The following is a 15,135-nucleotide window of genomic DNA, read 5'->3' as shown; positions in this document are numbered from 1 at the left end:
GATCCTTCTCACACCCGCTCTATAATGGTTGCGGTGCCCATGCCGGCACCCACACACAAGTTTATCAGCGCGGTGCCCCTGCCCGTCCTCTCAAGTTCATCAAGGGCGGTTCCCAGGATCATCGCGCCAGTAGCGCCCAGAGGATGCCCCATCGCGATCGCACCGCCGTTGACGTTCAGTCGCTCCGGATCGATGCCCAGGGCGAGTTGATAGCGCAGGACGACGGCCGCGAAGGCCTCGTTCAGTTCGAACAGGTCGATGTCGCCGATCGACATACCGGCTCGTTCGAGAATCTTGGCGGTGACAAATTCGGGCCCAGTAAGCATAATCGTCGGCTCGCTGCCGATGGACGCAGTTTTTACGATCCGCGCGCGCGGCTTCAATCCTGCAGCCTCGCCCGCCGCCTTGGTGCCGATCAGTACCGCTGACGCGCCATCGACGATGCCGGACGAATTTCCCCCGTGGTGCACGTGCGCAATTGGCGGCATATCTGGGTAACGAGCCCGTGCGGCCGCTGCGTAGCCAGCCTCGGCCGAGCGGGCGAAAGCTGGTTTGAGGACACTAAGTGATTGCACGTCCGTGTCCGGTCGCATATGCTCGTCATGCGCAAGCCTGACCGCGCCAGCTTGATCGAGGACAGGGACGATCGATTTCTCGAAGCGTCCCTCTCGCCAGGCTACAGCCGCTCGACGCTGGCTGCTGACAGCGTAGCTATCCACATCATGGCGCGTGAACCCGTTGGTCGTCGCGATCATATCCGCCCCAATCCCCTGCGGCGCATAATAATGGTCGTATGCGAAGCTTGGATCGACCATCATCGCCCCGCCATCAGCACCGAGCGCAACACGTGACATCGACTCAACGCCGCCGGCGATCACGAAGCGTGCCTCGCCAAAAGCCACTTTCGCTGCCGCCATGTTGCACGCTTCGAGGCCCGACGCGCAGAAACGGTTGATCTGGACGCCCGGGACCTGCTGGGCATAGCCTGCCGTCAGCGTGGCAATCCTGGCTATGTCGCTACCCTGTTCGCCCACCGGCATCACGCAACCGAGGATGACATCGTCCACCAGGCCGGTGTCGAGCCCGTTCCGGTCACGGATCGCGTCAAGAACCTGGCTGGCAAGGGAGAGCGCGGTAATCTCGTGAAGTGCTCCATCAGGCCTGCCCCGCCCTCGCGGAGTCCGCACCGCATCGTAAATATAGGCTTCAGCCATCTGGTGGCTCCTGTTCCAATGTTGTTAGCGCGGTCCCATTCGGATCGCACCGTCGAGCCGGACTGCCTCGGCATTGAGATAGCCGCTGGTGATCATGACATAAGCCATCTCGGCGAATTCTTCGGGACGGCCCAGCCGTTTTGGAAACGGCACCGATGCTGCAAGTGAGACGCGCGCCGCTTCGGGCAGGGACGCCATCATCGGCGTCTCAAAAATTCCGGGCACGATCGTATTAACCCGAATGCCTTCGCCCATCAGGTCCCGTGCAATCGGCAGCGCCATACCGAGCACCGCGGCTTTGGACGCTGTATAGGCAACCTGGCCCATCTGACCGTCTTGCGCTGCCACGCTGGCGGTATTGATGATGACTCCGCGTTCGCCATCTTCCCCAAGTTCGAGCGACAGCATACCAGCTGACGACTGAGCGATGCATCGAAACGTGCCGACGAGATTGATAGCAATCACTCGCTCAAACTCCGCCAACGGGTAGTGCTGAACGTCCCCGGTCTCGCGCTTGCGGCCAACGGTCTTACGGACCGTTGCGATGCCGGCGCAATTGACGAGGATCTGCTCCTGGCCATGAGCGGCGCGCGCTTTAGCGAAGGCTTCAGCGACGGAATCGTCGGACGTTACGTCCGTTCGGCAATATATGCCGCCGATCGCTTGCGCGACAATGGCGCCCCTCTCTTCATTGACGTCGAACAGCGCGACCTTCGCCCCTGCCGCAGCGAGCCGCCTCGCCGTCGCCTCTCCGAGACCGGAAGCGCCGCCTGTGACAACCGCAGCGGAATTCTGATTGATATTCATGACGTCTCCTGACGATCAGTATGCCGAACGGTCGACAAAGGGTTCGAGCCGGTCCGAGAAAATGCTGCGGCTGATGATCAGCTTCATGATTTCGGACGTGCCGGCATAAATGCGCGCGCCTCTGGCATCGCAGTACATCCGGCTGATGGGATATTCGTCCATGAAGCCGGCTCCCCCGTGAAATTGCACACCTGCGTCAACGACATCTGCAAGTAACTCGCTGGTGGCGAGCTTGGATTTCGCCGCGTCGACGGCTGTGAGCTTGCCAGCGTTGAGTGCCGCAACTTGCTGGTCAACATAGACCTGTTGAATATCCAGTTTGGTACGCAGGTCAGCCAATTTGAACTGGGTGTTCTGGAACTCGCTGACGGATTTCCCGAAGACCTTTCGATCGCTTACGAATTCGACGGTCAGGTCGAAGGCCTTTTGCGCTGCGGCCAGAAAGCCGACCGCGCCAATCAGGCGCTCTTCAGCGAGCCCTTCCATCAGATACCGAAAACCCTGCGTCGGATCGCCAAGCACATTCGACTTGGGAACAACGACATTTTCGAAGAACAATTCTGCGGTGTCCTGAGCCTTATTTCCCATTTTTTTGAGCATACGCCCACGCTCGAACCCTGGCATTCCTCGCTCGACGACGAAGAGACCGATGTCTCGGGACTGAGCGGCACCCGTCTTCGCTGCCACGATGACGATGTCCGCATTGATTCCGTTGGAAATATAGGTCTTGCTGCCGTTCAGAACGAAGCTGTCTCCGTCATCTACGGCGGTCGTCTTGATACCTGCGACATTGCTCCCTGTCCCGGGTTCCGTCATTGCGATCGCCAGGATGTGCTCGCCCGAAGCGCATCGCGGTAAAAACCGTCGCTGCTGCTCGGGAGACCCGAATCGGGTAAAATAGGGGCCAACCAGCCGGCTATGCAAAGGTGCAAACCAGTCGGCGACCAGTGCGTAATGTTGTTCTTCGATGATGATCTGCTCGAACCGAAAATCAGTATCCCCGAGGCCGCCCAGTTCCTCGTCGGGCCAGATCATAAGGAATCCCAGAGCCCCGGCCTTCCGGAACGCTGCACGGTCAACAATGCCATTCTCGCGCCATTGCTCCATGTGCGGCGCGATCTCGTCCGCAAGGAAACGTCGATAAGCATCGCGGAACTGCCGCTGGTCGTCGGTGAACTGGCGCTCGAGCAAGACTGGTCTCTTATTGCAAGGGCCGCGCCGCCTCCTGTGGAAAAAGACGACGCGGCGACGTTCCTAGAATTTGAAGGAGACTTCGGCCCCATACATGCGCGGCATGCCGGTCAAAGTGCCGTTCGTGCCAACGACAGCGCCAAGGCCAAGCCCGCCCGCATAATATTTCTTGTCAGTAATGTTGCGAATATACGCAGCCGCCGAGATTCTGCTTCCGGCGATGTCGTTCCACTCCAAACGCCCATTCAACAGGGCATAGGATGGTATCCGCGTCCCGGGGGAAAGACTGTCGTTGAGGTTGGTGTAGAAGTTTCCGGACTGGGCGTAGAGATCCCCACGGGCCACCACTTCTCCGTTACCGTTTGGCAGATCTGCCGAGGCCCGAACATAAGCTGAACCCGAGTATTTCGGCGTGTCTCCGTAGGGACCGAAGGCGAGTGTGAAGTTTCCGACAGTGGCGTCGGGGTCCGTATAACGCGCGTTCGTGTAATTGAATGCGCCGCCAACCTGCAGCCAGGATGCCAAGGTGATCTGGCCGTCCAACTCCGCTCCAGTCACCCGAGCCTTGGCAACATTGCCGCTGACAGCCGTGACCGCGATATACACAGTCCGCTGAACATTCTTCACATATTGATCGTAAAGGGCGACGTTAAAGCGAGCAGGCAAACCGCCGATCTGGCCAGCAAATTTCGCGCCAATCTCAAAATCGTAGGTCGTTTCTGGCTTGAACGCATTCGGAACCATCACGCCGTCGATCGTATCGAGGCTCGTGCCATTAAATCCACCGGTGCGCCAGCTGCCACGATGGTTCGCGTAGACCATCAGGCTGTCAGTGATGTGGTAGTCGATGCCAACATTCCAGCTCGGCTTTGAAAACTTCTCGCTTCTGGGGCCGATGCCAATGGATTGGTACAGGTCGCCGGGAAGCTGCTCGATGCGGATTTTTTCCCACGTGTATCGCCCGCCAAGCGTGACATTTAACTCAGGAGCAACAGCATATGTCGCTTGGCCAAAGACGGCTCTCGACTTGTCGATACTCTTGAAGTTGTACTGGAACGGAGCGCCGGCCGGGCCGGGCTGCGGATAATCTCCACCGATGTTGTAAAGTGCCTGCTGTCCTTGCGTCTCCTTCGACCCAAAGAGACCAAAGATGTAGCTCAGCTTCTCGTCAAACGCCTTGCCTTGCAGCTGCAACTCGTCCGAGACCTGACGCGTACGGAAAACATAGTTGAAGCGCATCGTATCGGCGGCGCCGAGCGTCACGATCTGGAAGGGTGACCCGTCGACATCCGATTTGTCCCGCGAAACCACATTGTTATATCCGAAGATGTTTTTGATGACCAAATTATCGGATAAATCGAAGCTCGTCGTATTTGACACGGTATCCTGCTTGGCGCGGTGTCGCCCGTCCGCGTCGTTATAGAAATCGTAGAAACCGATCTTTTGTTGCTTCTGCAGATAATCTGCGATGCCATCGAACCCAAGCTGCCGGACGCGCGCATCCGTCGTGAAGTTGATGAAGCCGGCCGGGTACAAGGCCGCAGCAGTCGCGTTCAAAGCGTTGCCGTTGTTCGTTTGCCCGGGCGTATAGAAGTTCTGAAGCTTGATCCCGCCCGAATTGCCGCCGAAGAATCCGTGCTGATATACCGTCTTGTTCTCAAATCCTGATCCCTCGGGCGCAATCAGCAGGCTGCCGCGGATCACTTGACTGTCGACGCTGTTGAGCCTGCCGCCATTGTAGAGGTTGTGCTGGAACCCGTCTCGCTTCTGCAGCTTGCCGGAGACACGGAAGGCACCGAACGTACCCAGCGGTACGTTGATCGCGCCTTCCAATTCCCGATTGTCGTAATTGCCATAGCCTGCGCGGCCGTAGCCCTCAAAATTTCTGGTCGGCGCCTGCGTCTGATACAAGACCGCGCCACCAGTCGCATTGCGGCCGAACAGCGTGCCCTGCGGCCCTTTGACGACCTGAATAGATTGAAGATCGAAAAACGATGTAGCGGTGACGCCGCCCTGTTGGACCTCATTGAAGTAGGTAAGTACGGCTGGAGCAGAATAAGAGTAGGCGTCAATCGACTGACCCCGAAGCGAAAGGCTCAGTTGGTTCGACGAGCTGCTCTGCCGAACGGTGAGGCCGGGCGTGACGGATTGAAGATCACTCTCCGTCAAGATTCTGCGCTCGGTAAGCTGCTCTGTCCCAAAGGCGGTCACCGCTACGGGAACGTTCTGAAGTCGCTCCTCAGTGCGGCGTGCAGTGACGACGATGTCGTCCGATATGCTGCCCCGGCTTGATTGAGCCCCGGTGGTGGCTGGCTCGGCCGCCGCCTGAGGCGCAGCCTCCGTTATCGTTGGCACCTGCGCTGCATCTGTAACCTGCGCCGCGAGCGGACTAGCCGTAACGGCGGCAGCGATCACCGCCAGGCTCGCGAAGTTTCGCAGAGCGACTTTCCGAGCCGCAACCGTATCTGAATTTTGAAAGTGCTTCATTCTAAACATCCTCCCACACCTGCCGCGTCAAAGCGCGATTATCGTTTTGTTCGTTGCGCCTCCGCACGAAGGGCGTCTACGACGAGCGCCAACCAGCTAGTGGATTGGCCGACCAGTCATCCTCTTCTCGGCTCTAAAGGCCTCTGTTCAGGATGCGTATCAATGTAAGACCACCCGTTCGATATACCACGCTCTAACATTGGCTCACGATCTATGCAAGCGCCTTCTGAGCAAGCGCCTCCGCGTGCAATAGCCCGTTCGCAAGACCCAAGACTTACCACTCGTTTCTTGGCCGCGCCGCCGTTGCATGGAAAAAATCTCAATGGTATCGGGGAGAGATGAGACTTCGAGAAAAACAGATGGAGGAACGCCGAAAGCGCATCCTTGATACCACCGAAAGGCTCATTCGTGACACGGGAGGTACCGAATTTTCGGTTCGGACTATTGCGGCGGCCGCCGAAGTCGCTCCCGCTACCCCGTTCAACTTGTTCGGGTCAAAGGAGGGGCTCCTTTACGCTTTGCTGTTCCGAAGCCTCGACGCGATCATCACAGAAGGCCTTTCCTTCAAAAGCCCTAATCGACTTAATCATGTGGTCGAAGCGACGACAAGCGCGGTTAATATCTTCGTAAAAGATCCAGATTACATGCGTCCGCTCTATCGGGTCCTGCTTGGTGTGGATGATGAAGTTCATCGCCCAGATTTCATGAATAGATCTCTTGGCTTCTGGCGGATAGCTGTAGAGACTTTACCAGCTGGCGGGTTGCTGAATGCGCCACGGCAAAAAGAATTTGCCACGATATCGCTTCAAGCTCAATTTCTTGGGCTTTTAGAACTTTGGGTACACCACGACATCGACGATAAACAATTTCTTGATCATGCAATCTACGGCGTTGTAGCCAGCTTAGCCGGTTTGGTAGATCAGAAAATTAGGGGAACGCTTATCTCTTTCCTCGAGATTGCAGAGGGATCATCGGCCGACGCAGAACACATCACATAAATGAGGTGTCTCGCACCGGATCGCTTGCAAAAGAAGATTGACCAGCTGGACACCCGCAAAAATTCTGGCGGATTTAGGTTATTCGTGATTCATTGATTGGGTAGCCATTGGAGGTGATGAGCCATGGACCCCAAGTCTCTTTTCAGCCTGAACGACCTTCTTGAGATGCTGAGCCGCCACGGCGATCCGCTTGAGATCCTGGAACGGACGGTGGATTTTGAGTATTTCCGGGTCTGGCTGGTCGAGGGACTGGGTTATTGCGATGGCAGCAAGGGCGGTCGCCCGCCGTTCGATCCCGTTGCCATGTTTAAAATCCTGATCCTGCAGACCCAGCATAATCTGTCCGATGCGGATGGAGTATATGATCCGGGACCGGCTGAGCTGGATGCGGTTTCTGGGCTTTGCGCTGGGTGACCGCACCCCCGACGAGAACACGATCCGGCACTTTCGCAACCGGATGACGGAGACCGGGACGCTCAAGCGGGTGATGAAGGCCTTCGAATGGCAACTGCACAAGAAGGGCTACATCCCTATGTCGGGCCAGATCATCGATGCCAGCCTGGTGCCAGCGCCCAAGCAGCGCAACACCGATGACGAGCGGCAGGCCATCAAGGATGGCAAATCGGCGCAGGACATCTGGCCTGATGACCCGGCAAAGGCGGCACAGAAGGACACAGACGCGCGCTGGACGCTCAAGATCGGCGGAAAGGTGCGCTACAGGGATGGCAAGCCGTTGCCGATGATCGCCTTGCCGGTGTTCGGGTACAAAAGCCATATCAGCATAGACCGCCGCTATGGGTTCATTCGCGCGGGTGAGGTGACCTCGGCAGCCCATGCCGATGGGCGCATGCTGCGCCAAATCATCGCGGAAAATACCAGCAGCGAGGTCTGGGCCGATACAGCATACCGCTCCAGGACGAACGAAACATGGCTGTCCGATCGCATGCTGACCAGTCGCATCCACCGTCGCAAGCTCGAAGGAAAGTCCATGCCCAAGGCTACCGCCCGCGCCAATGCCGCAAAGTCCGCGATCCGTGCCAGGATCGAGCATGTGTTCGCGCATCAGAAAACCGGTTTGGGCTGTTCATCCGCACGATCGGCATCAAGCGAGCAGAGGCGAAACTCACCTTGGCAAATCTGGCCTATAACTTCGACCGCCTGATCTTCCACGAACGACGCGCCGTCACAGCATGAGTCTGCCCTGCACCCCGGAAAAGGTCATGAAATGTCCCATCCGGCGACCGAAAAGCCGCCCGCCAAAGCGCCCTGTGCCCCGGTCATGCCGCCATCACCGCAACGGAAGCATCAAAGTGCCGGTTTTTGGGGTGTCCAGCTCCGCCTGTGTCGGATCCTTCAGGTCGAGCATTTGGTGGATTTTGGCGATCGACTCTCTGTAGCGGCAGAGCGACTCGGGTTCGGCGCCCTTCCCTGCCCGCTCATCCAGATAGGCGGCCACGATCTCGGCGATGCTGGCAAACGCGATCCGGTTTGTCAGCCGGCAACGCAGATCGAATGCCTCGAGGTCAGACCTGGACGCGCGGATCGAACGCGGCGAGCTCGCCGCTGCTAGGCGGCAAGCAGCTCTTCGTTGATGGTGATCCGGCTCGCATCTGCATCGCCCTCCAGGCGATCTGGGATATGGTCGGGCCGGCCTCTCCACACCTTCGGCCGGGCAGTATGGTCAGTCTCAGGGCTATCCAGCCTGCCTGCTTCGGATGCTGTCATGCCGACTTCCCCAGCCCCCTTATGAGGAGCCGCGGAATCCGCTTATGTGATAACTACGAGGCACGAAGGCCAGCTCTTACCACCTCGCTCGCACTGCTATATTGGCCGGATGCGACCTGCGAGGCGACGAACTGATCGAGTTCGTGGCTGAGTGATATGGTTCGGATCTGACGACCTGACATGTCGTTCCTCATTGTATGACAAAGACATACAACTTCACGCGGCATTTGGTTCCGCAAATATCTGCAATGCGAGGGCATCCGACAGCTTTCAGTGATTGCATCAACTTAAGTACGCCGTAATCGTCCAAAGCATCGCCGCTATGAGTTGACGGTCTCGTTGCGAAAGCGCCGCATCGATCACTGAGGAGCGGCCAGAGCGCGCTTGATCGAGCTGATTTGTTTGTTGGAAATTCGCTGCGCAGTGAATATGGGCAGTCTAGCGAATATTCGTTCTGTCCGGCGCTCCAGCAGTGGTCGCGCCCGTCAGGCCGACCGTATCCGGTCGGAACCGCTCATGGCGGTGCAGCCTATCGGCGGTCTCAAACCAGCCGATGTGGTTCCGATGCCAGATGTGGAAACCAGGAGCGACAGAGTCCGGCTGGTCGAGCGTCGCGATTGTAAAGTCGATCGTGTCGGGCTGGTGATCGACCTGCATCGTCAGCGGACTCCCGCAGTCGCCGCAAAAGCCGCGCGCCCCGAAATCAGAGGAGCGGCGTATCTTCAACGCGCCGTGCGTGATTGCAAAGCCATCCAGGGAGACGGTCGCGAACGCCATCACCGGCGCGCCACTCGTGAGCTGAAAGATTCGGCAATGGCAGTAGCCGGCATCGAATGGCTCGAACGCAAGCGTGTAGCGCACTTCGCCACATGCACAGCCGCCGGTCCAGGCGCTCATGCGTCCGTTCCTGTACGCGCCCCGGTCCCGCCGGTCACCGGATCACGCCTGGGATCGGGCAAGGCTTCCATCCGGGCACGCGCCGCGTCGTCAGGCGCGGCGCGACAAATGTCCCACGCCTGCCCCTCGGGATAGGCGCCGACCACCTGAAAATCGTCGCTCGCCTCGATGGCGCGATGCCCGGTGCCGGCCGGGAGCATCACGGCATCGCCAGCGGACACCGCGACGCGTTTGCCACCGGGTCCTCCCAGCTCAAGCGTCGCCTGCCCGGCGAACACGCCAAGCGCCTCGTGCGCAGTCGAATGATAATGATGATAGTCGAAGATGCCGTCGCGCCAGTCCGGCGGCCAGCCATGCTTCGCAAACAGAAGTTCGAACGCTTCGGCCAGCGCACTGCCCTCACCGTCCAACGCGTTCCGATAGAGGATAACAGGCAGCCTCGCGTTGTTGGGCACCCAGCCATGCCTAGTGAGCATGAAGGTCTCGATGTGCTTCAATCGGCGCCCTTCTTCGCGCGCTTGCGCTTGGGCTTGTCGGCGAGCTCGATCCACACCGGCGCATGATCGCTGGTCTTCTCCCAACCGCGGACATAGGCGTCGACTTGCGCATCGGTCAGCCGGTCGGCGAGCAGCGGGCTGAGCAGCAGATGATCGATCCTGAGGCCGGTATTGCGGCCATAGGCGTTGCGGAAATAATCCCAGAACGTGTAGATCACTTCGTCCGGGTGCATGGTGCGCAAGGCGTCGGTCCATCCCTGTCCCAATAGACGGAAATAGGCCTCGCGCACTTCAGGCGCGAACAGCGCGTCGTCGAGCCATCGCTCGGGTTTGTAGACGTCGAGGTCGGTGGGCATGACATTGAAATCGCCCATCAGTATGACCGGCAGGCCGCTGGTGAGGAGCCCGGCGGCATGCTCGATCAATTGATCGAACCAGCGCAGTTTATAGTCGAACTTGGGTCCCGGTCGGGGATTGCCGTTCGGCAAATATGGTCCGCCGATCAGGATGCCGTTGACCGCAGCCTCGATATAGCGGCTCTGGGCTGGATCGGGATCACCGGGAAGTCCGCGACGCGTCTCATGGATCTCGCCGACCCGGCTGAGCAGCGCGACGCCGTTCCACGATTTCTGCCCAAGCCAGATTGCGTCATAGTCAAGGTCACGGATCGCACTTTCGGGGAACCGCTCCTGCGGCGCCTTGAGTTCCTGCAGCACGACGATGTCGGGCTCGGCTTCTGCAAGCCAGCGCAGCAGCACCGGCAGCCGGCCGTTGACGCCGTTCACATTATAGGTCGCGATCTTCACAGGTCCGGCAACACCTGATCGGCGCGCCCCCAGCCAGCGAGCGCCTTCGAGCCGGCGCGCTTGACCAGTTCGATCCCATCAAGGATCGACCAATGCGAGGGTTTGTCGATCGTCTCCATTTCCTTCCATGTGATCGGCACTGCGACCGGGGCGCCCTCGCGGGCGCGGGCGGCATAGGGCATGACTGCGGTTGCCCCCCGCTGGTTGCGCAGATAATCGACGAAAATGCGCCCCTTGCGCTGCGCCTTTGGCAAGGCCGCGGTGAAATTCTTGGGGTCTGACTGTGCGACCGCCTGCGCCAGTCGGTGGGCAAAATCCTTGACCTCAGGCCACTCGGCCTGTGGCACCAAAGGCGCGATCACATGCACGCCTTTGCCGCCGGTCAGCATCGGGAAAGTTGCGAGGCCGATCGATTTGAGGATGTCGCGGAAGTGGAAAGCCGCGGTGCGCACTGCCTCGAAGTCGAGCCCGACATCAGGATCGAGATCGAATACAAGCCGGTCGGCCTTTTCGACATCCTCGATCCGCGCACCCCAGCCATGAAACTCGATTGTGCCCATCTGCACGCAGGTCAGCAGACCATCGGCGGTGTCGATATACAGATAGGGCTCGTCATGCCCGTCCTTCTCACGAATTGCGACATGCCTGACCGCATCTCCGAAGCTGCCCGCGTCATGCTTCTGGAAGAAGCATTTCTTGGCCCGGCCCTGTGGGCAGCGCACCAGACTGATCGGTCGCGAGCCGGCCCAGGGCAGCATGATCGGCGCGACCTGCGCATAATAGTCGGCCAGCTGGCCCTTGGTGAGCTTCCCCTCAGGGAAGATCACCCGTTCGCGACTGCTGATCGTCACGGAAGAGCTCGCCATGGCGACCGTTTCAACGGGCGCCTCGGTCTCGATAACGACCGCTTCGGGCTTCTTGTCTTCGCGCATGCCGAGATAGGAGGGATGCCGCAGCGTCCCCTCATCGGTCATCTCCGTAAAGGCGATCTCGGCGACCAGCCGGGGCTTGATCCAATGCGCTCCGCGGACCTCCGCGCGCGGCGCCTTCACGTCGGTGCGTCCTGCCCGAGCGGACCCATGACCGCCATCAGGTCGATGATTTCCTGGGTGTCGAAGCCGGTACCGACCTTGCCGGCATAGCGCAGCACGCCGTCTTCATGAACGCCCAGGATCAGCGAGCGAAACAGCCGAGATTTATCCGATGGGGTCCAGCCGACCACGACGAATTCCTGGCGGCGGATGCACTTGGTCTTGAGCCACCCGCCCGAGCGCGATCCGACATAGCGACCATCGATCTTTTTCGAGATCACGCCTTCGAGATTGGCATCGCAGAACTGGTGGAGCAGCTTCTCGCCATCGCCGACGATATGGTCGGAATAGCGCAGACGGTCGCCACCCTTGGGCAGGATCTTCTCGAGCCGCGCCTTGCGCTCTGTGAGCGGCAATTGCGTGAGATCCTCGCCATCAAGTTCGAGCAAGTCGAATGCAAAATAATCGATATCCGCAGGCGCCCCTTTCAGAGCATTCTGCAGCGCCTGAAAGCTCGACCGGCCATCGGCATCAAGCACGACGGCCTCGCCGTCGATCAGCCCGGAGGCGACCTTGAGTTTGCTGGCCGCCTCGACCAATCCTGCGAATTTCTCCGACCAGTCGAGCCCCGAGCGTGTATAGGCAACCGCTGTGCCCCCGCCCACCGCGAGCAGCACGCGGTAGCCGTCATATTTCATCTCGTGGAGCCAGCGTGTTCCGGTTGGCACGGTGTCGACAAGGGTCGCCAGTTGGACCGGCTGAAATGGCGGTGGACCGGTGGCAGCGCCCCGCCCGGCGGCATGCGGCACCGTCTTGGCGCTGCGCGCTGCGCTCACCCGCGCCATGATGGAATGTCTTTGACTCGCATACCTTCAGTAATCCCTGCGGCCGCGACTCGTTCCGGCGCTGGCAAGACTCGCTTCATCGCTCGAGACCAGCGGTCAGTCGGCGCCGGGAAACCAGATCTACGGCGCGGCGTTGGGAGAACCAGATAAACCGCTTGCAGGAGAGACAGGATGGCCGACGACAAGACATTGCGGAGCCCCCAGGACAGCTCGCGGATCGCGATGGGCGAAGACTATGAGGTCGCATACTGGACCGATAAATTCGGAGTCAGCCGCGAGAAGTTGGCGGATGCAGTGAAGGCAGTTGGTAACAGCGCTGAAGCCGTCGGGCAGCATCTGAAGCAATAGCCCCAACCATCCGGTGACGGCCTACCTCGGTAATGCCGTCAATGCGGTCGATGACCGCAGCCTAAGAGCCTGATTCATAATTATCCGATGAAATTTCATAGTCTTGCGATGCGACGCGCGAATAGCTGGATGGAAGCTATGAACAGCCACGCAGTTGCCGATGCGATGGTCTGTTCAAAGTCCTTGGCGAGCCGACGGTTGCGGTTCAGCCAAGCGAGTGTTCGCTCGACGACCCAGCGGCGCGGAAGAACCACGAAGCCTTTTGCTACATCGGATCGCTTGACGATCTCGACAGTCCATTTGCCGGTACGCCGGAGCGCTTCCCTGAGCTTGTCGCCAGCATAGCCGCCATCGGCAAAGACATGGCGCAGCCATGGAAAGCGGTGGATGATTTCACGCAGGACCAGCGGCGCGCCGTCGCGGTCCTGAATGTCGGCGGTATGGATCACCGCATGAACCAAATGGCCCTCGGTGTCGGTGAGGATGTGGCGCTTGCGCCCCTTGGTTTTCTTGCCCGCGTCAAAGCCGCGAGGGCCACCACTTTCCGTTGTTTTCACGCTCTGACTATCGATCACGCCAGCACTGGGCGAAGCCTCGCGGCCCGTCGCTTCACGCGCCATCAACAGCAGGGTATGATTGAGCGAGAGCCACAGTTTGTTATCGCGCCACAGGTAAAACCAGCGCCGAACTGTCGAGACCGGCGGAAAGCAGGGCGGCAGCATTCGCCACGGCAGCCCCCCACGCAGCAGATACAGGATCGCCTCGACGATCCGTCGCAGCGGCCATTTGCGCGGACGGCCTACGTGGGAGGGTGGCGGCAAGAAAGGTTCGAGCACCGACCATTCGGCATCGGTCAAATCGCTTGGCAAAGTCAGTCCCGCGCGGGCATATTGCGCCCGAGTGGTATCGGTCCACATCGTTAATCTCCGGAAGTTTGTTGCAAAACCCCTGAATCAACGACTGCGGCAAGCGTCAAGCTAACCCGCTGATACCACTCAACTTAGTTTCGGATCGGGCTCTAAGTGACGCATAGTAAAAACAACGCATCGCCTGGTCGTATTGGAACAGAGGGTTGCCGGCCGCTGTGACAGATCACCGATTGCCGCGCCTGACGGAAGTGCGGAGATATATCGGAGCGATCGGCTCAATGGGGGTGGCACCGTCCGCCTAGTTAGGCTCATTGGGCAAGATTTCGATGATCTCGTCGATTATTTGTTAGTCCAAGCGACAGCGCATGACGCTCACTGCGGATACTATGGACCTATTGAGAGAAAGATCTCGATCCGGTAATACATGGGTTAGGACTCCGGCGTTATATCTAACATAGGGTCAGGACCTGTTAAATTGCTTGCGCATTGGGTGATGGGTTGATTCAATAGCAGCGTTAGGAGGCGCTGCCGATGGATGTTCCGTTTCTGCTGAGTGAGGCGCAGATGCGCCGGATCGAGCCGTATTTTCCCTTGTCTCATGGGGTGCCAAGAGTGGATGATCGGCGGATAGTGTCTGGGATCATTTACGTCATCAAGCACGGGCTGATGTGGCGCGACGCGCCCAAGGAGTATGGCCCACACAAGACGATCTACAATCGTTTCATCCGCTGGAGCAGGCTCGGCGTGTTCAACAAAATCTTCGCTGGCTTGGCAGCAAAGGGCGGCAAGCCCGACCAGTTGATGATCGATGCAACCCACCTGAAAGCACACCGGACGGCGGCAAGCCTGCTTAAAAAGGGGATGTTCCCCGACGTATCGGACGCACCAAAGGCGGCCTGAACTCCAAGCTACATGCCGTATGCGATGGCAAAGGCCGACCGCTCATCATGCTGCTCAGTGAAGGGCAGATGAGCGATTATAAGGGCGCTGCACTGATGATCGATGCCTTCCCGAAGGCAAAGGTCCTGCTGGGCGACAAGGGCTATGACGCCGACTGGTTCCGCGCGGCACTGGCCGACCGCAAGATCACGGCCTGCATCCCGTCAAAGGGGAACCGGAAAGTGCCCATTCCACACGACACGGCGCTCTATAGACAGCGGCACAAAGTCGAGAATATGTTCGGCAGGATCAAGGACTGGCGGCGCATCCACACGCGCTACGATCGTTGCGCCCATACCTTCATGTCCGCCATCTGCATCGCCGCGACCGTTATATTCTGGATCAATCAATGAGTCCTGACCCTAGGTTAGAGCCTTTTGATCTATTCTTTTGATTTAAGTTAGTCCGGTCGGCAATAAGCGTTTATCCAGAAGTTTTCGGAAACTTCTTTTTACTCTGTCGGTTCCTGTCCGGATCAACA

16 protein-coding genes and 1 pseudogene are annotated in these 15,135 nt (G+C 59.0%); 4 read left to right on the top strand and 13 right to left on the bottom strand.

Going from position 1 to position 15,135, the window contains the following annotated elements; all coding sequences use genetic code 11:
* Positions 1-8: 8 nt before the first annotated feature.
* The 4 genes from WFR25_RS07200 to WFR25_RS07185 form a co-directional block, all read right to left on the bottom strand.
* A complete protein-coding gene (locus WFR25_RS07200) occupies positions 9-1,214 on the bottom strand; it encodes an acetyl-CoA C-acetyltransferase (RefSeq protein WP_336969759.1) in 1,206 nt (401 codons plus the stop codon).
* Between the two features lie 24 nt (positions 1,215-1,238).
* Complete coding sequence (locus tag WFR25_RS07195) at positions 1,239-2,021, bottom strand: SDR family NAD(P)-dependent oxidoreductase (RefSeq protein WP_336969757.1); 783 nt, start codon at positions 2,019-2,021, stop codon at positions 1,239-1,241.
* Positions 2,022-2,036: 15 nt separating this feature from the next.
* Positions 2,037-3,212, bottom strand: a complete 1,176-nt coding sequence (locus tag WFR25_RS07190; RefSeq protein ID WP_336969754.1) for an acyl-CoA dehydrogenase family protein — start codon at positions 3,210-3,212, stop codon at positions 2,037-2,039.
* 63 nt (positions 3,213-3,275) lie between these two features.
* Positions 3,276-5,699, bottom strand: a complete 2,424-nt coding sequence (locus WFR25_RS07185) for a TonB-dependent receptor (RefSeq protein WP_336969752.1) — start codon at positions 5,697-5,699, stop codon at positions 3,276-3,278.
* Between the two features lie 359 nt (positions 5,700-6,058).
* Here WFR25_RS07185 and WFR25_RS07180 point away from each other — a divergent pair, with 359 nt between their 5' ends.
* Together WFR25_RS07180 and WFR25_RS07175 are read left to right on the top strand one after the other, a co-directional pair.
* On the top strand, positions 6,059-6,697 hold the full coding sequence (locus tag WFR25_RS07180; RefSeq protein WP_336969750.1) for a TetR/AcrR family transcriptional regulator: 639 nt from the start codon (positions 6,059-6,061) through the stop codon (positions 6,695-6,697).
* Between the two features lie 123 nt (positions 6,698-6,820).
* Positions 6,821-7,891 (top strand): annotated as a pseudogene (locus tag WFR25_RS07175) (IS5 family transposase).
* A 94-nt stretch (positions 7,892-7,985) separates the two neighbouring features.
* Here the strand turns inward: WFR25_RS07175 and WFR25_RS07170 are convergent.
* The 8 genes from WFR25_RS07170 to ligD (WFR25_RS07140) form a co-directional block, all read right to left on the bottom strand.
* Positions 7,986-8,153, bottom strand: a complete 168-nt coding sequence (locus WFR25_RS07170; RefSeq protein ID WP_336969749.1) for a hypothetical protein — start codon at positions 8,151-8,153, stop codon at positions 7,986-7,988.
* Between the two features lie 110 nt (positions 8,154-8,263).
* A complete protein-coding gene (locus WFR25_RS07165) occupies positions 8,264-8,422 on the bottom strand; it encodes a hypothetical protein (RefSeq protein ID WP_336969748.1) in 159 nt (52 codons plus the stop codon).
* Between the two features lie 53 nt (positions 8,423-8,475).
* Positions 8,476-8,604 (bottom strand): type II toxin-antitoxin system ParD family antitoxin, encoded by a 129-nt coding sequence (locus WFR25_RS26590; RefSeq protein ID WP_419723149.1) that lies wholly within the window; start codon positions 8,602-8,604, stop codon positions 8,476-8,478.
* A 256-nt stretch (positions 8,605-8,860) separates the two neighbouring features.
* Positions 8,861-9,319, bottom strand: coding sequence for a GFA family protein (locus WFR25_RS07160; protein WP_336969746.1), 459 nt, complete (start codon positions 9,317-9,319; stop codon positions 8,861-8,863).
* Positions 9,316-9,816: a cupin domain-containing protein gene (locus WFR25_RS07155; RefSeq protein WP_336969744.1), complete on the bottom strand. Its 501-nt coding sequence runs from the start codon at positions 9,814-9,816 to the stop codon at positions 9,316-9,318. The genes WFR25_RS07160 and WFR25_RS07155 overlap by 4 nt, the downstream gene beginning before the upstream one ends.
* Positions 9,813-10,622 (bottom strand): exodeoxyribonuclease III, encoded by an 810-nt coding sequence (gene xth, locus WFR25_RS07150; protein WP_336969741.1) that lies wholly within the window; start codon positions 10,620-10,622, stop codon positions 9,813-9,815. Before xth ends, WFR25_RS07155 begins: the two co-directional genes overlap by 4 nt.
* Positions 10,619-11,674, bottom strand: a complete 1,056-nt coding sequence (gene ligD, locus WFR25_RS07145; RefSeq protein WP_336969740.1) for a non-homologous end-joining DNA ligase — start codon at positions 11,672-11,674, stop codon at positions 10,619-10,621. The genes xth and ligD (WFR25_RS07145) overlap by 4 nt, the downstream gene beginning before the upstream one ends.
* The gene (ligD, locus tag WFR25_RS07140; protein WP_336969738.1) at positions 11,671-12,498 is read right to left on the bottom strand and encodes a non-homologous end-joining DNA ligase; all 828 of its coding nucleotides are present in this window, start codon (positions 12,496-12,498) and stop codon (positions 11,671-11,673) included. The genes ligD (WFR25_RS07145) and ligD (WFR25_RS07140) overlap by 4 nt, the downstream gene beginning before the upstream one ends.
* A 171-nt stretch (positions 12,499-12,669) precedes the next feature.
* On the opposite strand from ligD (WFR25_RS07140), the gene WFR25_RS07135 reads away from it, so the two are divergent.
* Positions 12,670-12,846, top strand: coding sequence for a DUF3606 domain-containing protein (locus WFR25_RS07135; protein WP_336969736.1), 177 nt, complete (start codon positions 12,670-12,672; stop codon positions 12,844-12,846).
* 95 nt (positions 12,847-12,941) lie between these two features.
* On the opposite strand, the gene WFR25_RS07130 is transcribed toward WFR25_RS07135, so the two are convergent.
* On the bottom strand, positions 12,942-13,763 hold the full coding sequence (locus WFR25_RS07130; protein ID WP_336969734.1) for an IS5 family transposase: 822 nt from the start codon (positions 13,761-13,763) through the stop codon (positions 12,942-12,944).
* Positions 13,764-14,246: 483 nt separating this feature from the next.
* Between WFR25_RS07130 and WFR25_RS07125 the strand changes: the two genes are divergently transcribed.
* A protein-coding gene (locus tag WFR25_RS07125; RefSeq protein ID WP_156028742.1) for an IS5 family transposase occupies positions 14,247-15,007 on the top strand; the annotation gives its coding sequence in 2 pieces (ribosomal slippage) (positions 14,247-14,580 and positions 14,580-15,007; 762 coding nt in all).
* Positions 15,008-15,135: the final 128 nt, after the last annotated feature.

This window comes from Sphingobium aromaticiconvertens (genome assembly GCF_037154075.1).
Taxonomy (GTDB): Bacteria; Pseudomonadota; Alphaproteobacteria; order Sphingomonadales; family Sphingomonadaceae; genus Sphingobium; species Sphingobium aromaticiconvertens.
The sequence above is the reverse complement of the archived record's forward strand: the minus strand, read 5'-3'. Positions and strand labels throughout refer to the sequence as shown.

Excerpts from the sequence above, each read along its gene's own strand:
- WFR25_RS07200 (WP_336969759.1), bottom strand. The coding sequence starts at position 1,214 with ATGGCTGAAGCCTATATTTACGATGCGGTGCGGACTCCGCGAGGGCGG.
- WFR25_RS07195 (WP_336969757.1), bottom strand. The coding sequence starts at position 2,021 with ATGAATATCAATCAGAATTCCGCTGCGGTTGTCACAGGCGGCGCTTCC.
- WFR25_RS07185 (WP_336969752.1), bottom strand. The coding sequence starts at position 5,699 with ATGAAGCACTTTCAAAATTCAGATACGGTTGCGGCTCGGAAAGTCGCT.
- WFR25_RS07180 (WP_336969750.1), top strand. The coding sequence starts at position 6,059 with ATGGAGGAACGCCGAAAGCGCATCCTTGATACCACCGAAAGGCTCATT.
- WFR25_RS07165 (WP_336969748.1), bottom strand. The coding sequence starts at position 8,422 with ATGACAGCATCCGAAGCAGGCAGGCTGGATAGCCCTGAGACTGACCAT.
- WFR25_RS26590 (WP_419723149.1), bottom strand. The coding sequence starts at position 8,604 with ATGTCAGGTCGTCAGATCCGAACCATATCACTCAGCCACGAACTCGAT.
- WFR25_RS07160 (WP_336969746.1), bottom strand. The coding sequence starts at position 9,319 with ATGAGCGCCTGGACCGGCGGCTGTGCATGTGGCGAAGTGCGCTACACG.
- ligD (WP_336969738.1), bottom strand. The coding sequence starts at position 12,498 with ATGGCGCGGGTGAGCGCAGCGCGCAGCGCCAAGACGGTGCCGCATGCC.
- WFR25_RS07135 (WP_336969736.1), top strand. The coding sequence starts at position 12,670 with ATGGCCGACGACAAGACATTGCGGAGCCCCCAGGACAGCTCGCGGATC.
- WFR25_RS07130 (WP_336969734.1), bottom strand. The coding sequence starts at position 13,763 with ATGTGGACCGATACCACTCGGGCGCAATATGCCCGCGCGGGACTGACT.